Here is a 19134-nt window from a genome sequence, read left to right on the forward strand (position 1 = left end):
GCGGTTTCAGTACCCTTGGGTCCCATGAGCACTCTCGAGCCCGAGCGCGGGGCAGGTACGGGAACCCTCGTCGAGCCGACGCCGCAGGTGTCCCACGGTGACGGCGACCACGAGCGCTACGCCCACTACGTCCAGAAGGACAAGATCATGGCGAGTGCCCTCGACGGCACTCCCGTGGTGGCACTGTGCGGCAAGGTCTGGGTACCGGGGCGGGACCCCAAGAAGTACCCGGTGTGCCCCATGTGCAAGGAGATCTACGACTCCATGGGCGCCGGTGGCGACAAGGACAAGGGCGGCAAGGACGGCAAGTAGCCGCGGGCGGCCGGGTAGTCGGGCGGGCAGCCCGGCGGCCGGGCGGTCCGGGGACGGCCCCCGGTGCGCGGACCACTTCGGTGGTGCGTGCGCCGGGGGCCGTTCGCGTTCCTGGGGCCGGTTCGCGCGGGGCGTTGCACGGAGTGCTTCCGGTGGTCACGGAGTGGTGGAGGAGTGGTCGAGACCTCTTGTGGCGCCGTTGGGTCGGCCCCTAACCTCACGCGTGTTGTGCAGAACGAAATGTGCGTTGCACATGTTGCAATGCACTTGCGCTCGCTCGGAGGGGAACCGCCGTGAAGCTTCCTGCCCGCATCGCCGTACCCATCGCCCTCATCACCCTCGCCGCCTGCGCCCCGCAGACCTCGAACGGCACCGCGACCACCGACGACAAGAGCGGCACCCTGCGGGTCTGGCTCTTCCAGGAGGTCGAGAACAAGCCCAAGGAGCAGGTCGTCGAGCAGGCCGTCGCCGCCTTCGAGCAGCGGCACCCGGGCGCGAAGGTCGAGGTCGAGTACATCCCCGTCGACACCCGCGCCCAACGCGTCAAGGCCGCCTTCAACGACCCGAAGTCCGCGCCCGACCTCATCGAGTACGGCAACACCGACACCGCCGGCTATGTCAAGGACGGCGGACTCGCCGACGTCACCGCCGAGTTCGGCGCCTGGCCCGAGGCCAAGGACACCGACCCCGCCGCCCGGGCCTCCGTCACCGTCGGCGGCAAGGTCTACGGCGCCCCCCTCTTCGTCGGCGTCCGCGCGCTCTACTACCGCACCGACGTCTTCGCGGACCTCGGCCTCGCCGCGCCCAAGACCCAGGACGAGCTCGTCGCCACCGCGAAGAAGGTCCACCGCGCGCGGCCCGAGCTGTACGGGCTCGCCGTCGGCGGCGCGTACACCTACGGCGCCCTGCCCTTCGTCTGGGCCCACGGCGGCGAACTCGCCACCGAGACGGGCGCCGCCGGCAGCGGCTCGTACCGCGCGGCGATCAACAGCCCGGCCGCCCGCAAGGGCATCACCGCCTACACCTCCCTCTTCGGCGACGACAACTGCCCCGCCGCCAAGTGCGCGCAGATGGGCGGCAACGCCACCGTCACCGCCTTCGCCTCCGGCAAGGCCGCCATGGCCATCGGCGGCGACTTCAGCCACCAGGCCGTCGAGGCGGGCGTCGTGAAGGGGAAGTACGCCGTCGTGCCGCTGCCCGGCACCACGCCCGGCTCCATCGCCCCCGCCTTCGCCGGCGGCAACAACCTCGGCGTGCTCAGGAGCACCGGCCACCGCACCCTCGCCGTCGACCTGATGAAGGAGCTCGCCGGCAAGACCACCCAGGGCCGGCTCTTCGACGCCATGGGCTTCCTGCCCACCTACACCGACGTCCGGCAGCGGGCCGCGCAGCGACAGCCCTTCGTCAAGCCCTTCATCGACACCCTCGGCGCCGGCGCCAAGTCCGTCCCCGCCTCCGCCGGCTGGGGCCGGATCGACGCCGAGCTCGTGCTGCCCACGATGTTCCAGGAGATCGTCAGCGGCCGGAAGGACGTCGCCACCGCCTCCGACGACGCCGCGAGGAAGATGGACGCCGCGTTCGCGGCGGCGGGCTGAGACGACGGGAACCGGCCCCATGACCACGGCACTCCCCGCGCCGCCCGCGTCGACCGCGCACGACACCGCGAAGGACCCCTCCGGGCAGGCGGCCCGGCCGCGCGGCACCCGCCGGCGCGGCCCCGGCGCGACCCCCTGGCTCTATCTGCTCCCCGCCCTCGCCGTCCTCGGCGGACTCCTCGTCTACCCGATCTACCAGCTCGGCCTGATCTCCTTCCTCGAATACACCCAGGCCCAGGTCAGCGGCGGACAGCCGACCACCTTCCAGGGCCTCGGCAACTACCGGACGCTGTTCGCCGACCCCCAGTTCTGGCAGGTCCTCCTCGCCACCGTCCTCTTCGCCGCCGCCTGCGTCGTCAGCACCCTCGCCGTCGGCTGCGCCCTCGCCGTCCTGCTCACCCGGATCCGCGCCCTGCCCCGGCTGGCCCTGATGCTGGCCGCGCTCGGCGCCTGGGCCACCCCCGCCGTCACCGGCTCCACCGTGTGGGTCTTCCTCTTCGACCCCGACTACGGGCCGGTGAACCGCGTCCTCGGGCTCGGCGACTTCTCGTGGACCTACGGGCGCTACAGCGCCTTCGCCCTGGTCCTCTTCGAGGTCGTGTGGTGCTCGTTCCCGTTCGTCATGGTCACCGTCTACGCCGGCATCAGGGCCGTCCCCGCCGAGGTCCTGGAGGCCGCCGCCCTCGACGGCGCCTCGCAGTGGCGCATCTGGCGCTCCGTCACGGCGCCGATGCTGCGCCCGATCCTGGTCGTCGTCACCATCCAGTCGATCATCTGGGACTTCAAGGTCTTCACCCAGATCTACGTGATGACGGGCGGCGGCGGCATCGCCGGCCAGAACCTGGTGCTCAACGTCTACGCCTACCAGAAGGCCTTCGCCTCGTCCGAGTACAGCCTCGGCTCCGCCATCGGCGTCGTGATGCTGCTGATCCTGCTGGCGGTGACCCTCGGGTACCTCCGGCTGCTGCGCCGCCAGGGGGAGGAACGGTGAGCACGACACGTACGCACGGCGCCCGTCCGCTCCTGTGCCTGCGCCGGCCCGGGCGGGCGGCCGCCGAGGCCGCGGCGCTGCTGATCGCCGCCGTGGTCGCCTTCCCCCTCTACTGGATGCTCCTCTCCGCGCTCAAGCCGGCCGGCGAGATCCAGTCGACCTCGCCCCGGCCCTGGACCCTCTCCCCGTCCCTCGACTCCTTCCGCCGCGTCTTCGAACAGCAGGAGTTCGGCCGCTACTTCCTCAACTCGCTGCTCGTGGCCGGCACGGTGGTCGTCGCCTCCGCCGTCATCGCCTTCCTCGCGGCGACCGCCGTCACCCGTTTCCGCTTCCGCTTCCGGACCACGCTCCTCGTGATGTTCCTGGTCGCGCAGATGGTGCCGGTGGAGGCCCTGACCATCCCGCTGTTCTTCCTCATGCGGGACGCCGGCCTGCTCAACACCCTGGGCTCGCTGGTCCTCCCGCACCTCGCCTTCTCGCTGCCCTTCGCGATCTGGATGCTGCGCGGCTTCGTGAAGGCGGTCCCGGAGGCCCTGGAGGAGCAGGCCATGATCGACGGCGCGAGCCGCAGCCGCTTCCTGTGGGGCATCCTCTTCCCGCTGGTCCTGCCCGGACTCGTGGCGACCAGCGTCTTCTCGTTCATCTCGACCTGGAACGACTTCCTCTTCGCGAAGTCCTTCCTCATCAGCGACACCTCGCAGTCGACCCTCCCGATGGCGCTGCTCGTCTTCTTCAAGCCGGACGAGAACGACTGGGGAGGGATCATGGCCGGGTCGACCGTGATGACCGTCCCGGTGCTCGTCTTCTTCGTACTCGTACAGCGCCGCCTGGTCTCGGGCCTCGGCGGGGCGGTGAAGGACTGACACGATGACGCACGAAACGGACCTGGCCCTGATCCCCCTGCCCGTACGGACCGAGTGCCGCGCCGGCTCGCCCGGCCACGTCGCCCTCGACGAGCGCACCACCCTCGACGCCGGCCCCGGCACCCACGGCACCGCGCGCTGGCTGCGCACGGCGCTCGGCGCCGCCACCGGACTGCCCCTCGCCGACGGCACCGGGCCGCACGCGATCCGGCTGCGGATCGCCGCCGACGTCGAGCGCGAGCTCGGCCCCGAGGGCTACCGGCTGTCCACCGACGGCTCCCTCGCCGAAGCGGCCGTCGTCATCGAGGGCGGCTCCGCCGCCGGGGTGTTCTGGGGAGCCCAGACCCTGCGGCAGCTGCTCGGGCCGGAGGCGCACCGCCGGGCGCGCGTGGTGCCCGCCGGGCACGACTGGGACCTGCCCATGGTCACGATCACCGACGCGCCCCGCTTCCGCTGGCGCGGCCTCATGCTCGACGTGGCCCGCCACTTCATGCCCAAGGACGACGTGCTGCGCCAGCTCGACCTGATGGCCGCGCACAAGCTGAACGTGCTCCACCTCCACCTCACCGACGACCAGGGCTGGCGCATCGAGATCAGGCGCCACCCCCGCCTCACCGAGGTCGGCGCCTGGCGGGCGCGGAGCAAGTGGGGGCACCGGGCGTCGCCGCTGTGGAACGAGACGCCGCACGGCGGCCACTACACGCAGGACGACATCCGCGAGATCGTCGCCTACGCCGCCGACCGGCATATCTCGGTCGTGCCCGAGATCGACGTCCCCGGCCACTCGCAGGCCGCCATCGCCGCGTACCCCGAACTGGGCAACACCGACGTCATCGACACCACCGCCCTCTCCGTCTGGGACACCTGGGGGGTCAGTCCGAACGTACTCGCCCCCACTGACACCGTCCTCCGCTTCTACGAGGGCGTCCTGGAGGAGGTCCTCGACCTCTTCCCGGCCGAGGTCTCGCCCTTCGTGCACATCGGCGGCGACGAGTGCCCGAAGGACCAGTGGAAGGCCTCGCCCACCGCCCAGGCCCGGATCCGGGAGCTCGGCGTCGGCGACGAGGACGGGCTGCAGGCCTGGTTCGTGCGCCACTTCGCCCGCTGGCTCGCGGACCGCGGCCGCCGGCTCGTCGGATGGGACGAGATCCTGGAGGGCGGCCCGGGGCCAGGGGGCGGGGGCGGGGGCGGAGCCACGGGTACGGGCGGGGCCGGGGCGGCGGCACGGGTCCTGCCCGAGGGCGCCGTCGTGTCGTCCTGGCGCGGCTACGCGGGCGGGATCACCGCCGCCGAGGCCGGCCACGACGTGGTGATGTGCCCCGAGCAGCACGTCTACCTGGACCACCGTCAGGCGCCGGGCGCGGACGAACCGATGCCCATCGGCTACGTGCGCACCCTCGCCGACGTCTACCGCTTCGAGCCCGTCCCGCCCGGGCTCGCCCCCGTGGCCGCGGCCCACGTCCTGGGAACCCAGGCCAACGTGTGGACCGAGGTCATGGAGAGCCGCGACCGCGTCGACTACCAGACCCACCCCCGCCTCGCCGCCCTCGCCGAGGTCGCCTGGTCCCGGCTGCCCGCGCCCGATCACCGCGACCTGGCCGGATTCGAGCGCCGCATGGACACCCACTACCTCCGCCTCGACGCCCTCGGCGTCGCCTACCGCCCGCCCACCGGACCCCGCCCCTGGCAGCGCCGCCCCGGCGTCCTCGGCCGCCCCCTGGAGGGCCCGCCCCCGAACGTGTGAGACACGCGCGGGCGCCGTCCGCGGCGCGTGTGAGGTACCCATCGTCCCCGTGTCACCCAAGAGCGGCAAAAGGGAAGTTACTGTCGCTGGGGGATGTCCCCGCACCTCTCCGGCGGAACCGTCCTTCGCGGACCCTCGCGACGTACGGCTCGGAAGATGTGCCAGAGTTGCCACGTCCAGGCTGTGAGCACGTACGGTACGCCCACACAGGCGTGACAGCCGGGGACGGTCGGGGATCACCGGGACACCGGGAAGGGGCAGCGGGTTGACCACGCACGCACCACAGACGGCATCACGGACGGCGCGGTCCGTGACGCTGCCCGCCTCGCTCGACGAGGCAGTGGCGGCGCTGACGGCCATGCCGGCCGCCGTTCCCGTGGCGGGCGGCACCGACCTGATGGCCGCCGTCAACCGCGGACAGCTGCGCCCCGCCGGACTCGTCGGACTGACCCGGATCAACGAGATCCGCGGCTGGCAGTACCAGGACGGCCACGCCCTGCTCGGCGCCGGCCTCACCCACGCCCGGATGGGCCGCCCCGACTTCGCGGCCCTCATCCCCGCCCTGGCCGCCGCCTCGCGCGTCGCCGGCCCCCCGCAGATCCGCAACGCCGGCACCCTCGGCGGCAACATCGTCTCCGCCGCGCCCACCGGCGACTCGCTGCCGGTGCTCGCCGCCCTGGAGGCCGAGCTCGTGGTCGTCGGCCCGCTCGGCACCCGCGAGCTCCCGGTCAGCCACCTCCTCGCCGGCCGCGACCTGCTGAACCCCGGCGAGCTGGTGGCCTTCGTCCGCGTCCCGCTGCTGCACGCCCCGCAGGTCTTCCTCAAGGCCACCGGCCGCACCGGCCCGGCCCGCGCCACCGCGTCCGTCGCCGTCGTCCTCGACCCGGCCCGGCGCGGGGTGCGCTGCGCGGTCGGCGCGATCGCGCCGATGCCGCTGCGCCCGCTGGAGGCCGAGCAGTGGATCGCCTCGCTGGTGGACTGGGACGGGGAGCGGGGCCTGGCCCCGGAGGCGCTGACGGCGTTCGGCGAGTACGTGGCCGCCGCCTGCATTCCGGACCCGCAGGGCGACGAGCAGTTGCCCCCGGCCGTACTGCACCTGCGGCGCACGGTCGCCGCGCTGGCCCGACGTGCACTGGGGAGGGCGCTGTCGTGAGCGACGCACACGAGGACGCGGAGCGGGGACGCACGGGCGGCTGGGAGCCGATCCCGCAGAGCGAGGGCTACGACGGCGACGCCACGGCCTTCGTGCAGCTTCCCCCGGAGTTCATGCTGGAGGGCACCCCGCTGGAGGCCCCCGGCCACGGCTACGTTCCCCCGCCGATGATCGTCCCGCTCACCCCGGCCGCGGCGGGCGACCCCGCGGCCACCGGCACCTGGGCCGTCCAGCCCCCGGCGCCGGAGCAGGACCCGGCGTACGGGGCCGGCTACGGCGCCGATGCCGTTGCCGTTGCCGGTGCCGCGACCGAGTCCGTGGCCGGGTACGAGGCCGAGTCCGTGGCCGGGTACGAGGCCGAGTCCGTGGCCGGGTACGAGGCCGAGTCCGTGGCCGGGTACGAGGCCGGGTACGCGTCCGCGCCCGACCACGGGGCGACCGGCCAGTGGACCGTGCCGACCGTCGAGGACGGGGCGGACGCCCTGGAGGACTCGGGGGAGTACACCGCCTCGCGCCTCGCGCCGTACGCGAGCGGCGCGCCCGCGACCCTGCCGGGCGGCGCGCCGGCACCGTGGGCGGACGCGTTCACGGAGCGGGAGCCGGAGCGGGAGCAGGAGCAGGAGCCGGGGGCGGGTCCTGAGGCCGTGGAGCCCGTCGTCGAGCCGGCGGCGGCGGAGCCCGTACCGGCGGACGGGGCCGTACCCGAGCCGGTACCCGACCTCGTACCCGACGCCGTACCCGAGCCCGTACGGGAAGAGCCGGTGCCGCCTGTCGCGCTGCCGACGGACCTGCCCGCGGACCTGCACGCGGACCTGCCGACGGACAGCTCCGCCGACAGCGACGAGCACCCCACCATCTCGTACGCGCTGCGCGTGAACGGCGTGGACCGGCCGGTGACCGACTCGTGGATCGGCGAGTCGCTGCTCTACGTGCTGCGCGAGCGGCTGGGCCTCGCCGGGGCGAAGGACGGCTGCTCGCAGGGCGAGTGCGGGGCCTGCAACGTGCAGGTGGACGGCCGGCTCGTGGCGTCCTGCCTGGTGCCGGCGGCCACTGCGGCCGGTTCCGAGGTGCGGACGGTGGAGGGCCTGGCGGTCGACGGCGAGCCCTCCGACGTGCAGCGGGCGCTCGCCAAGTGCGGGGTGCAGTGCGGCTTCTGCATCCCCGGCATGGCCATGACCGTGCACGACCTGCTGGAGGGCAACCACGCGCCGACCGAGCTGGAGACCCGGCAGGCGCTGTGCGGCAACCTCTGCCGCTGCTCCGGCTACCGCGGCGTGCTCGACGCCGTCCGCGAGATCGTCGCCGGGCGCGGCCCGGCGCCCGCTTCCGGGACGGGGGCCGGCTCTCCCGCCTCCGGCGACGGCGGCGACCCCGCCGCCCGCATCCCGCACCAGATCCCCCACCCGCACGACGGAGGCACGGCGTGAGCGTGAGCAGCGACCCGACGACCACGGAGCCCGAGGGCCTCGGCCTGGGTCTCGGCGTCTCGCTCCCGCAGGCCGACGCGCGGGCGAAGACCGAGGGCACCTTCCCGTACGCCTCCGACCTGTGGGCCGAGGGCCTGCTGTGGGCGGCGATCCTGCGCTCCCCGCACCCGCACGCCCGGATCGTGTCCATCGACACCTCGGCGGCGGTCGAGATGCCCGGGGTACGGGCCGTGGTCACCCACGCCGACGTGCCCGGCGCCGCCACGTACGGCCGCAGGATCGCCGACCGGCCGGTGTTCGCCGCCGAGCTGGTCCGCCACCACGGCGAGGCGATCGCCGCCGTGGCCGCCGACCACCCGGACACGGCGCGGCTCGCCGCCGCCGCCATCGCGGTCGAGTACGAGGTCCTGGAACCGGTCACGGACCCGGAGAAGGCCTTCGAGGCGCCGCCGCTGCACCCCGACGGCAACCTGATCCGGCACATCCCGCTGCGCTTCGGCGACCCCGGGGCGACCGGCGAGGTCGTCGTCGAGGGCCTCTACCGGATCGGCCGCCAGGACACCGCCCCGATCGGCGCCGAAGCCGGGCTCGCCGTGCCGCGCCCCGACGGCGGCGTGGAGATCTACACGGCCTCGACCGACCCGCACACCGACCGCGACCTGGCCGCGGCCTGCTTCGGGCTCGCGCCCGAGCAGGTCAAGGTGGTCGTGACGGGCGTGCCCGGCGCCACCGGCGACCGCGAGGACCCCGGCTTCCAGATCCCGCTCGGCCTGCTCGCGCTGCGCACCGGCTGCCCGGTGAAGCTGACCGCGACCCGCGAGGAGTCCTTCCTCGGCCACGCCCACCGCCACCCCACCCTGCTGCGCTACCGCCACCACGCCGACGCCGAGGGCCGGCTGGTGAAGGTCGAGGCGCAGATCCTGCTCGACGCGGGCGCCTACGCCGACTCGTCCTCGGAGTCGCTGGCCGCGGCCGTCGCCTTCGCCTGCGGCCCGTACGTCGTCCCGCACGCCTTCGTCGAGGGCTGGGCGATGCGCACCAACAACCCGCCGTCCGGCCACGTGCGGGGCGAGGGCGCGATGCAGGTGTGCGCGGCGTACGAGGCGCAGATGGACAAGCTCGCCGGGAAGCTGGGCCTGGACCCGGCGGAGCTGCGGATGCGCAACGTCCTGGCCACCGGCGACATCCTGCCCACCGGCCAGACCGTGACCTGCCCGGCCCCGGTCGCCGAGCTCCTCGCCGCCGTACGGGACTTCCCGCTGCCCTCGCTGCCCATGGACTCCCCGGAGGAGGACTGGCTGCTGCCCGGCGGCCCGGACGGCGCGGGGGAGCCGGGCGCGGTGCGGCGCGGCGTCGGCTACGCCATCGGCATGGTGCACATGCTGGGCGCCGAGGGCACCGACGAGGTGTCGACGGCGACGGTACGGGTCCAGGACGGCGTCGCCACGGTCATCTGCGCGGCCGTGGACACCGGCTCCGGCTTCTCGACGCTGGCCCGGCAGATCGTGCAGGAGACCCTGGGTGTCGACGAGGTGCACGTGGCCCCGGTCGACACCGACCAGCCCCCGGCCGGCCCGGCCACCCACGGCCGGCACACCTGGGTCTCGGGCGGGGCGGTCGAGCGGGCGGCGAAGATGGTCCGCACCCAGCTCCTCCAGCCGCTGGCGCACAAGTTCGGCATGTCCACGGAGCTGCTCCAGATCACCGACGGCAAGATCACCTCGTACGACGGCGTCCTGTCGACCACGGTCGCCGAGGCGATGGAGGGCAAGGAGCTCTGGGCCACCGCCCAGTGCCGCCCGCACCCCACCGAGCCGCTCGACGAGTCGGGCCAGGGCGACGCCTTCGTCGGTCTCGCCTTCTGCGCGATCCGCGCGGTCGTGGACGTGGACGTGGAGCTCGGCTCGATCCGGGTGGTGGAGATGGCCGTCGCCCAGGACGTCGGCCGGATCCTCAACCCGGCCCAGCTGGCCACCCGCATCGAGGCCGGCGTCACCCAGGGCGTCGGCGCGGCCCTCACCGAGAACCTCCGCACCTCCCGCGGCCTGGTCCGCCGCCCCGACCTGACGGGCTACGCCCTCCCCACCTCCCTGGACGCCCCCGAGATCCGCATCGTCAAACTCGTCGAGGAACGCGACGTCGTCGCCCCCTTCGGCGCCAAACCGGCCAGCGCGGTCCCCGTGGTCACCTCCCCGGCCGCCGTCGCCTCCGCCGTCCGCGCCGCCACCGGCCGCCCCGTCAACCGCCTCCCGATCCGCCCACAGGCGGCGGTGGTGACGGGCTGAGGACCCGTCTTCACTGCGGAGCGTTGCACTAGCATCGACCGACAGTGACGCGTGGAGCGGCAGGGGAGCCGCCCACGGGAGAGGGGGAACCGTGCCGACGGACGCGTTCGACCAGGAGTGGGCAGCCGCCCGTGCCGACGCGCAGCAGCGCGTCGCCATGCGCCTCAACCAGGCAGATCCCGGCGGTGGCGGGGGCGGTGGAGCCGAGTTAGGCGTCAACCAGGACCACTTGGGCGCCGTCGGCCACGCCGCGTTCGCCCTGCACGGGCGCCTCGCCAAGGACGGCAACCACGCCGCCTCCGTCACCACGGAGGCGGGCGGCGACCTGACAAAGAACGGCTTCCTCACCGGCTCGGCCCTCGCGACCGTCCACAAGACCTGGGACTCGCAGCTCCGCACGCTCCTGGACGCCTGCGCGCAGATCTCGAACCACCTCGACTACAGCGCCGCCGCGCACGCGAAGGACGACGCGGACATCCACGCGGCCCTGTCGGTGTCCAGGCTCAACGAGTACCTGAAGTAGGGGGCGGCCATGCTGACCTACGAGAACGTCATGCAGGCATCCCTCGGCAAACTGAAGACGGCCGCCGACCACTGGTCCGAGATGAAGACCAAGCTGGACCGCCTCGCCGAGGACGCCCGCATCACGATGGCGGCCAAGGCCAAGGACGATTACTGGCGTGGCGTGAACGCCGAGGTCACGAAGCCCTTCGTGGACAAGACGGCCAAGGAGTTCGCCGATGCGGCGAAGGCCGCGGAGGGCATTCACAAGATCCTCCAGGAGGGATACGAGGCCTTCAGGAGGGCGCAGAACGACCTGCACGACCTCCAGGAGGAGGCGCGGAAGAGGGGCGTGGTCGTGACCCCGGCGGGTGCGGTGCGAATCGCCCATCCGCTCGTGGTGTCGAACGACATCGGAAACGATCCTGAAGTTCGCGAAAAGCTCCGCCGGCAGGACCAGACGGTCGGTGAGTTCCGGGAACGGATCGACGCGATCCTCGAGACCTGCGCCGATGCCGACGTCGCCTGCGCCAACGCGCTCCGCGCGAACATCACCGGCGACGGCCACAACTTCAGCGCACCGAAGTACAAGAGCCTGGACGCCGAGGAGGCCCACCGTGCCCTCGATCTCGCGAGCAAGGGCCGCGGACTGACCCACAAGGAACTGCTGAGCCTCAACGAGCTGCTGGCGGACAACAGCGGGTCGAAGGAGTTCGCGCGGACCTTCTACGACGGGCTGGGGCCCAGGAAGTCGCTGGAGTTCTTCGGGCAGCTCTCGGCCGACACCTACAAGTACGGCAAGGTCGACGACCAGCGTCTGACCGACGTCCAGGAGCTCCAGAAGAACCTCGGCCTCAACCTGGCCCAGGCGACCCGGTCCGACGACGCGTGGGCCGACCGCTGGTCGGCGGAGATGCGCAAGCTCGGCACGGAACGCATCCCCATGGCCAAGAACGACTACAACGCGCCCTACGGCTACCAGCTGCTCGGCGGCCTTCTCCGCAACGGCGACTACAATCCCCGCTTCCTCGTCCCGGTCGCCGAGCACGTGACGCAGCTCCACGCCAAGGACCCGAAGATGTTCGCCGGGGCCAAGGGCTTCGGCGGGGTACACCACAACCCGTTCAACCCCTCTGGGGTCAACGGCGCCGGCTACGACCCGGTGGTGCCGATGCTGGAGGCGCTCGGGCACAGCCCGGAGGCGGCGAAGGAGTTCTTCTCGAAGACCCCGACCTCGTACAAGGAGGACGGGACACCCGGCGGTGACTACACGCTCGGGACCAACCCCGACGGCTCCCTCAAGACGTATCTGAGCGTCTTCACGGACGAGAAGTACGCCGGCTTCCCCGATGTCGACGGGCACCGGCCCGAGGACGTGAAGAAGGCCGCGGACTTCCTCCCGGACGCACTCGGCCACGCACTGGAGGCGGCCACGCTCGGGCACGCCTGGGACGATCCCGACCCGAAGCTCGTCAGGGACAGCACCACGGCCGAGATCATGAGCGAGGTCGTGGGCGTGTACGGGAACGCCAAGTTCCTGAAGGAGCACCACTCGGCACTGGCGGACAGCTTGGGGACGATGGCGGCCGGGTACATCGACGACCTCAACTGGTCCCTGGCGGACGGCCCAGTGGCGAGGGACGTCTTCGCACCACGCGGAGACTGGGAGGCGCGCGCTTCTCACGCCGTTATCGACCGAGCTGCGGCAATCGAGTTTCTCAGTACGCTTGGGCAACACCCTGAAAGCTATGCCACCGTGTCGGTCGCGGAACAGGCCTACGTCACCAGTGTGTTGGAGCGAGAGGCGCAGGAACACAGCGGTCGGGTCGACGGTGGGCGCGTGAGCGCGGCCGTTGTCACCGACGCCACGATGCAGGGGCTACTGGACCGGGCGAGGGCTGGTCAGATCACGGCCGAGACGCTGAAGGTCCAGGAGGACTTCGAAAAGGCTCAGGAAGCGAGAGGGGCCTGGATCGAGTTCGGCACGGCCGCTGCCATCGCAGCCGGTGTCGCGTTCCTCCCTGCGACGGCTGTGGCCGCAGGTGCCGCGGCCATTGTGGTGCCGCTTGCCGTGGACACGGGCAGCGGTGCCTTGGAGACATTGGCCGGAGAGCTGGTCGGAGACTGGTCGGACAAGGCAGCGGACGAGCACAAGGGCGATCTCGAGGAGCAGGCCCAGAAGGAAAAGTCGGCTGTGTTCGCCCGGGGCAGGGAGATCTCGCTCACCCCTCTGAACCAATTCCTCCTGCACCACCGGGGGGAACTGAGCAGTGCCGAAGTGCAGCACGTCGTGGAAGCCCGGATCAATGCCTACAACGAGGGTGACATGACCCAGGGTCGCCAGGGCACGCTGCCTCAGACAGGGGAAGGGGACGAGTGATGACCGGGCGCGCACGCACCCTCAAGGCGGCAGGCTTCCTCCTTGCCGGGGCCCTGGTGGTCACCGCCTGCGGGCAGGGGAACGGGCAGGGGCAGGAGCAGGAGCACAAGCCGAGAGTGACCGCGCGGGAGCAGTGTGACGGGGCCATCTCCGCAGCGGCGGCGCCCGCGCTCGAGCGGGCGTTGGGGACCGAGACGTTCCGTGACACGCCCACAGGATGGCTCGATCAGGCGGCCGCGAAGTTGAGCGAGGACTACGACAAGGGAGTCACCGTCAGCCTGGGGGCCGAGAGGTGCGCGGTTGCCGCCAACGGGCCACGCCATGAACTGGGGGTGGGCTTCGACGTGTATCAGGAGCGATCCCTCGGAACCTATGCCGGTGATCCCTTCATGTACCCGTATGACATGGGGGCCGAGGCCGAGGTCGGCTACCGACGGGCCTACCTGTACGTCACGTGCACCAGCGCCCGGCTGAAGGGCTCGGACAAGCGGCCCGCACGCTTCATGGGCATTCTCAGGGTCAGGTGGGCGAGCACTCCGGACACTGCCGCCACGCGCGAGGACAACCTGATCATCCTTCACTCGGTCACGCTGGCCGTGGTCAGGAAGCTGGGCTGCGTGAACGACGCCGGTCTGCCAGCCACGCCGGTGATCAAGCCGAAGAAGCCGACGAAGGTGTGGCCCCCAGGCCCCGTCCGATAGCGGCGGAACCGCTGTGGGAGTGTCCTCTGTCCTACGTCATGCTTACAGTGAACTCATGGACGTGTAGCGCGTGTTGACGGTTCGCGGGGGAGGAGCGTCAGGCATGGAAGCGTATGTGGACGGGGCGGGCAGCGGCTACGCCCTGGGTGGCATGAGCAGGGAGGCCCTGCTCTACAACTCCGAGTCGATGATGGAGTTCAAGAAGGGGGTCGACGGACTGATCACCGACCTTCTGGCCTCGCCCGCCGCTCCCGCGAACATGAAGGCGGACCAGGTGGTCCGTGGCCAGTTCGGTGGAGGCGGGACCGCGTGGATCGAGGCCGACGAGATCTTCACGTCGTACAAGAGCGTGCTCGCGGAACTGATCAGGTTGTCCGGCCTGTTGTCCGACTGCCTTGAAGGCCTGGGCATCGCTGTCGGCATCTCCAAGAACGGCATGGAAGAGACCGACGAGGACATCCGGGCCCGGATGCTGGCCATCAGCAAGCGGACGAGCGAGGCCAAGGCCGCGGCCGACGAGAAGGCCGGCTATGACACGACGCCCTCGGGCAAGCCGGACGCCACGGCCGCCCAGCAGCAGCCGGCGCAGACCCCGGCCGAGCCGCAGCGCACCGAGACCGTCGACGGCGGAGCGGCAGGCCTCGGCTAGCCGGGCCACGAGACACGGGGAAGGAGTGACTCCCGAATGGAGCTGAACGAGGGCGGTGGGGGCGGCGGGCGGACCGACTTCCGCTCCATGCCGCACCAGCAGATGCTGAACTGGCTGGACGAGGCCAGCAGTTTCTACGTACGCAGCGCGAGTGACCGGCTGGCCAAGGCCGCGGCGAAGATGACGGAGATCGCGAAGGAGCTGCAGAAGCGGCCCGGCCGCGTGGAGTGGGACAGCAAGGCGGAGCAGGCGTTCAAGGAGTGGACCGCCAGCCTCGCGAGCACGACCCACAGCCTCTCCGACTACACCAAGAACTCGGCGAAATGGCTGACCGAGGCCGCCGACGCCATCGCCGCCGCCCAGAGCTCCATCCCGCGCTACACCTCCCACGCGCAGGCCAAGGAGAACCTGGCGGCGGCGCAGAAGTACCACAACGACCCCGACGCTCAGACGATCGCCCGCAACGCCCGCAACCAGATGGCCCCGGAGGGCGCCGACGCCGCGGCGATCAAGGCGCAGGAAGACGCCAACCGGCAGGCCGCTGCGGCGGAGATGGAACGGCTCTCGGCGACGTACCAGTGGTCGAGCAGCCAGATGACGAGCTTCCGGATGCCGTCGTTCCAGCCTCCGCCGACGGACTTCGTGCCGCAGCAGCAAGACAGCAGGGACGACACGTCGTACATCGGAACGACGCCGAGGGGCGAGGCTCACCCCGCAGGCATCGTGACCGACGACGGGACGACCACCACGCGCCGTCAGCTCGACGGCAGGCCGCTGCCTGACGCGCAGTTCGTCCCGCCGACGCGCGACACCACCGGTCCCACGCATGCCGTCCGCCCCGAGGCGCCCGCCGACCTGGGCATCGACAGCGTGAACACGTTGCCGCCGCCCACGACCGGCACACCGCCCACCACCGTCGGTCAGCCCCCTCTCACCCGGCCGGACCCCAATGGGATGCCGCCGCTCGCCGTCCCGCCGGGGCCGATCCCGGCGCCACCTCCGATCGGCAAGTCGGGTCCCGTGACCCTTCCTCCGCTCAACGGCACCCGGACCCCTCTCGGCCCCGGCGGCAGGCCTCTTCCGGGCCTCACCGGTCAGTTGCCCCCGATGCCCCGTGAAGGCATCAGCGGCGGTCGTCCCGTGCCCAGCAACCCGGTCGGCCGGCCCGCCACCGGGATTCCGCGAAGCACGGTGATCGGGCAGGAGCCCACTGGGCGCACCGGCAACGGCGTCGGCCGTGCCCCCGTGGCCGGTCACGGCATGGGCCACCCGGCGGGTGGAACGGGCGGTGGGCAGAGCGGTATCACCGGCGGCCGCCGTCTGGCCTCCGAGCCGGGTGGGGTCGTGGGCGGCCGTGCAGAGCGCACCGGCACCGCAGCGGGACGTCCCTTCACGCCCGGCGGTTCGGGGCTTGTGCGCGAGGGCGCCAAGGGAACCGGCCCGGTGGGCCGCGGCGGCTCCGGTCCCGCCCCGGACCAGCGTGAGGAGAAGCGGAGCGAGCGCCCCGACTACCTTGTCGAGGACGAAGAGACCTGGCGGCAGGGCGGCCGCCCTACGGCACCGCCCGTCATCGACTGATCGGCGCGAGGGAGCAGATGCGTACCAGCAGTATTCGACGGAGCCGCGTCCGGAACATCGCCTCGGCCGGCTTGGGCCTGCTGCTGGTGGGCATCGCGTCCGTGCCCGCACACGCGGAGAGCATCCGCGCGCAGCAGTGGCACCTCGACATCATGCACGCGGACGAGATCTGGCAGATCAGCAAGGGAGAAGGCGTCACGGTCGCGGTGATCGACTCGGGCGTCGACAAGGACAATCCCGATCTGAGGGGCCGGGTAATCGACGGCAAGAACTTCGCGACTGACAGACCGGGCGACGAGTTCACCGACTACGACGGACACGGGACGGGAATGGCGGGCCTCATCGCCGGAACAGGAAGGGCGCGGGGCGGGGACGGTGCCTTCGGCCTGGCGCCCGGTGCCAAGATCCTTCCCGTCCGCGTTCCGCACATCGAAGCCGGCCGGGGAAGCCAGAAGGACAGCGACGACGCGTTCAACCGCGACATCCCCCCTGCGATTCGGTATGCCGCCGACGCGGGTGCCAAGGTCATCAACATCTCGCTGGGGGCGACGGCCGGCTCGCAGGGCCTGACCGACGCCGTGAAGTATGCGGTCGACCACGGGGCGTTGGTCTTCGCGTCGGTCGGCAACAGCGCTGAGGAGGGCAACAGGCCCGAGTACCCCGGAGCCACCCCCGGCGTCGTCGGCGTCGGTGCCATCGACCAGAAGCTCACCCGCATCCCCATGTCCCAGTACGGACCCCAGGTCGACATCGTCGCCCCCGGAAAGGACACAGTCCACGCCTGCGGCGGCGGCACCGGCCTGTGCAAGTCGACCGGCACCAGCGACGCCACCGCCCTCGCCTCCGCCTCCGCCGCCCTCATCTGGGCCAAGCACCCCGACTGGACCAACAACCAGGTCCTCAAGGTCATGCTCAACACCATCGCCGCACCCGACGACGGCGCCGGCCGCAACGATTACATCGGCTACGGCGCCATCCGCCCCCTCCGCGCCCTGAAGACCCCGGGCGATCCCGGCCCCGCCGACGTGCGCCCGATCCCGGACCTGCCGGCGGACCGGACCGCCTCCGGATCGCCCTCGGCCGCACCGCCCGCGAACCAGCCCGCTCCTGCCCCGGCCCCGCAGGCGGACGATGCCGAAGGCGGAAGCGGCGGCACCGGGCTCTGGATCGGCCTCGGAGTCGGTGCGGCCGTGCTGTTGGGCGCGGCGGTCGCGGTGCCGGTGCTGCGGTCGCGGCGCGGATGACGATGCGGAATCCCGGAGCGCGGGTGGTCAAGGGCGTCGTCGCCGTGGTCGTCTCCCTCGCGGCAGTGGCGTGCGGTGGCGTGCAGTGGTGGCGGAGACGGTGGGGGAGAGGTGAGCGGGCAGGGCGAGGGTGCGGGGGCGCGGGTCGCGCTGGAGGTGTGTGGCGCGTTCTTCGGCGAGGGGAACGTCGCGGCCGTGCGTTCCGGACCGACGGCGTGTACGTGAAGAAGCGGGACGTGGTCGACGGGCGTGCGGTGGTCATGCCGTGCACGGTCGCGGGCACCGCACCGGAGCAGGGCGAAGGGCTCCCGCTGGAGGTCGGGCTGCGGGCCGAGGGACGCGACGACGACGGCGGCGACTTGTCCGGTCGGCTGCTCGCGGGTCTCGCCCGGAACACCCGCAGCCTGGTGGGCTGTCAGGAAGCCCTCGCGATCCCCGGCCGCTTGCCGCCCTGAGGGGCAATGCCCCCTCCGCGCGCCCGTTTCCGCCCGCGTACGCTCCGTACGACCGCGCGCCACGACCTACCGGAGGCAGCCCCATGAGACGACGAGTCCTGATCGCGACCGGTCTGGCCGCGGTCGTGACGGCCGGCTGCGGGCTCACCGGCGGATCGGGTGCCGCGGACGGGGGCCGCGGGCAAGGGCAGGGGAAGGGGAAGGAGCGGGCGCCCGTGGTCAGGATGACCATGCAGCAGGCCGCCGAGCGGGCCGACCGGATCCTTGACGACACCTTCGCGGCGATCGTGCCGCCCGTGCAGTGGACGCACCGGCAGTCCATGGACGGGGAGTGCTCCACGGACCGGCGGCGCACGGTCATGACGATCGTCTCGGAGCAGCGCCGGCCGGCGTTCCTGCGTCTCGTCGAACGACACTGGCGGGCCCAGGGGTTCACCTTCCGGGCCACCAGCAAGGACAAGCAGGCCGTGTACTACCTGACGCCGGACGGCTTCCAGCTGAGCGTGCTCATCGGTTGGAAGGGACAGGCCCACTTCGAGGTGACCACGCCCTGCGTGGAGAAGTCCGTCGTCCGTCCGCCGCTCACGCCGCCGAACGGCCCCGACTACAGCAAGCGGCCGCCGACGGCGCCCAACGTGGAGTCCCCCTTCTGGTCCGCCGATACGCCGGTGTCCTACGAGCCGTGGGGATAGGGCGGGCTGAGTCCCGCGAGCGGGGAACCGCCCGCCGGGTGCGCCGGTGGCTGAGGCGGGCTGTGGCCGGGGCGCTCGGCGTCGTCGTGGCCGTGAGGAGCACGGTCTGCTCGCCGTCGGCGGAGCGGGCGACGCAACGGCGGCACGGGGGAGGAAGGCTTCCGGGGCTTGCCGGGCCTCCCTGGCCTCCCGGGCTTTCCGGGTTTCCGGGATTCCGGGGGACGGCGACGGGGCCAGCCGCGTGACGAGACGCTGCGGACCTCCATGCGCGCAGTCCCCTGGTGTCCGCCCCGGGTGGTCCACCCGGGCAGGAAGAGCCTCCTCGAGTGCCCTCAGGGGAGCGGCCGAGGCGGGGTGCGCGAGGGCGGGCCCGGGCGGGGTCCGGTGGGCGACATGTCGTACGTCAGTTGATTTGCGGGCGGGAAGTAGCTGTGAGTGTCCTGTGAAAGCGTGGTCGGTGGCGAACGAACCCGTTGACCGGAGGGTAATTCGCCGTCGGCTGCACTAGGATCGGGCCATTCCATGTCCATGATGCTTGCTGAAGCGAAGCTCGGCGGGGGAAGC

Annotated in this window: 16 protein-coding genes; all 16 read left to right on the plus strand. The window is 72.1% G+C overall.

All coding sequences use genetic code 11. The features are described from left to right. Positions 1 to 24: 24 nt before the first annotated feature. The gene (locus tag ACIGW2_RS23005; RefSeq protein WP_356066991.1) at positions 25 to 312 is read left to right on the plus strand and encodes a DUF3039 domain-containing protein; all 288 of its coding nucleotides are present in this window, start codon (positions 25 to 27) and stop codon (positions 310 to 312) included. Positions 313 to 605: 293 nt separating this feature from the next. Further along, positions 606 to 1907, plus strand: a complete 1302-nt coding sequence (locus ACIGW2_RS23010) for an extracellular solute-binding protein (protein WP_391655734.1) — start codon at positions 606 to 608, stop codon at positions 1905 to 1907. A 19-nt stretch (positions 1908 to 1926) separates the two neighbouring features. Beyond that, a complete protein-coding gene (locus ACIGW2_RS23015; RefSeq protein WP_391655733.1) occupies positions 1927 to 2898 on the plus strand; it encodes a carbohydrate ABC transporter permease in 972 nt (323 codons plus the stop codon). Continuing rightward, positions 2895 to 3761 (plus strand): carbohydrate ABC transporter permease, encoded by an 867-nt coding sequence (locus ACIGW2_RS23020; protein WP_399845463.1) that lies wholly within the window; start codon positions 2895 to 2897, stop codon positions 3759 to 3761. Before ACIGW2_RS23015 ends, ACIGW2_RS23020 begins: the two co-directional genes overlap by 4 nt. A gap of 4 nt (positions 3762 to 3765) precedes the next feature. Beyond that, on the plus strand, positions 3766 to 5505 hold the full coding sequence (locus ACIGW2_RS23025; protein ID WP_399845465.1) for a beta-N-acetylhexosaminidase: 1740 nt from the start codon (positions 3766 to 3768) through the stop codon (positions 5503 to 5505). 265 nt (positions 5506 to 5770) lie between these two features. Beyond that, positions 5771 to 6658 carry an FAD binding domain-containing protein gene (locus ACIGW2_RS23030; RefSeq protein ID WP_356066982.1) on the plus strand — a complete coding sequence of 296 codons (888 nt, stop codon included), beginning with the start codon at positions 5771 to 5773 and terminating at the stop codon, positions 6656 to 6658. Then, complete coding sequence (locus tag ACIGW2_RS23035; protein WP_399845467.1) at positions 6655 to 8085, plus strand: 2Fe-2S iron-sulfur cluster-binding protein; 1431 nt, start codon at positions 6655 to 6657, stop codon at positions 8083 to 8085. The genes ACIGW2_RS23030 and ACIGW2_RS23035 overlap by 4 nt, the downstream gene beginning before the upstream one ends. After that, positions 8082 to 10370 (plus strand): molybdopterin cofactor-binding domain-containing protein, encoded by a 2289-nt coding sequence (locus ACIGW2_RS23040; RefSeq protein ID WP_361583022.1) that lies wholly within the window; start codon positions 8082 to 8084, stop codon positions 10368 to 10370. The genes ACIGW2_RS23035 and ACIGW2_RS23040 overlap by 4 nt, the downstream gene beginning before the upstream one ends. 91 nt (positions 10371 to 10461) lie before the next feature. Further along, the gene (locus ACIGW2_RS23045) at positions 10462 to 10893 is read left to right on the plus strand and encodes a hypothetical protein (protein ID WP_391655729.1); all 432 of its coding nucleotides are present in this window, start codon (positions 10462 to 10464) and stop codon (positions 10891 to 10893) included. Positions 10894 to 10902: 9 nt separating this feature from the next. Then, entirely contained in the window at positions 10903 to 13251 is a 2349-nt protein-coding gene (locus tag ACIGW2_RS23050; protein WP_399845470.1) for a hypothetical protein, read from the plus strand. Then, positions 13251 to 13952, plus strand: a complete 702-nt coding sequence (locus ACIGW2_RS23055) for a hypothetical protein (RefSeq protein ID WP_399845472.1) — start codon at positions 13251 to 13253, stop codon at positions 13950 to 13952. The genes ACIGW2_RS23050 and ACIGW2_RS23055 overlap by 1 nt, the downstream gene beginning before the upstream one ends. Positions 13953 to 14055: 103 nt before the next feature. Then, positions 14056 to 14601: a hypothetical protein gene (locus ACIGW2_RS23060; protein WP_391655726.1), complete on the plus strand. Its 546-nt coding sequence runs from the start codon at positions 14056 to 14058 to the stop codon at positions 14599 to 14601. 36 nt (positions 14602 to 14637) lie between these two features. After that, positions 14638 to 16179 carry a hypothetical protein gene (locus ACIGW2_RS23065; protein WP_399845474.1) on the plus strand — a complete coding sequence of 514 codons (1542 nt, stop codon included), beginning with the start codon at positions 14638 to 14640 and terminating at the stop codon, positions 16177 to 16179. Positions 16180 to 16250: 71 nt separating this feature from the next. Further along, on the plus strand, positions 16251 to 17423 hold the full coding sequence (mycP, locus tag ACIGW2_RS23070) for a type VII secretion-associated serine protease mycosin (protein ID WP_399845477.1): 1173 nt from the start codon (positions 16251 to 16253) through the stop codon (positions 17421 to 17423). Between the two features lie 215 nt (positions 17424 to 17638). Then, positions 17639 to 17878, plus strand: coding sequence for a hypothetical protein (locus ACIGW2_RS23075; protein ID WP_399845479.1), 240 nt, complete (start codon positions 17639 to 17641; stop codon positions 17876 to 17878). 83 nt (positions 17879 to 17961) lie between these two features. Continuing rightward, positions 17962 to 18570, plus strand: a complete 609-nt coding sequence (locus tag ACIGW2_RS23080; protein WP_391655722.1) for a hypothetical protein — start codon at positions 17962 to 17964, stop codon at positions 18568 to 18570. The last annotated feature ends 564 nt before the right edge of the window (positions 18571 to 19134 follow it).

It is taken from the genome of Streptomyces sp. NPDC053541 (assembly GCF_044544705.1).
In the GTDB taxonomy this organism is placed as follows: domain Bacteria; phylum Actinomycetota; class Actinomycetes; order Streptomycetales; family Streptomycetaceae; genus Streptomyces.

Excerpts from the sequence above, each read along its gene's own strand:
- ACIGW2_RS23005 (WP_356066991.1), top strand. The coding sequence starts at position 25 with ATGAGCACTCTCGAGCCCGAGCGCGGGGCAGGTACGGGAACCCTCGTC.
- ACIGW2_RS23015 (WP_391655733.1), top strand. The coding sequence starts at position 1,927 with ATGACCACGGCACTCCCCGCGCCGCCCGCGTCGACCGCGCACGACACC.
- ACIGW2_RS23025 (WP_399845465.1), top strand. The coding sequence starts at position 3,766 with ATGACGCACGAAACGGACCTGGCCCTGATCCCCCTGCCCGTACGGACC.
- ACIGW2_RS23050 (WP_399845470.1), top strand. The coding sequence starts at position 10,903 with ATGCTGACCTACGAGAACGTCATGCAGGCATCCCTCGGCAAACTGAAG.
- ACIGW2_RS23055 (WP_399845472.1), top strand. The coding sequence starts at position 13,251 with ATGACCGGGCGCGCACGCACCCTCAAGGCGGCAGGCTTCCTCCTTGCC.
- ACIGW2_RS23060 (WP_391655726.1), top strand. The coding sequence starts at position 14,056 with ATGGAAGCGTATGTGGACGGGGCGGGCAGCGGCTACGCCCTGGGTGGC.
- ACIGW2_RS23065 (WP_399845474.1), top strand. The coding sequence starts at position 14,638 with ATGGAGCTGAACGAGGGCGGTGGGGGCGGCGGGCGGACCGACTTCCGC.
- ACIGW2_RS23080 (WP_391655722.1), top strand. The coding sequence starts at position 17,962 with ATGAGACGACGAGTCCTGATCGCGACCGGTCTGGCCGCGGTCGTGACG.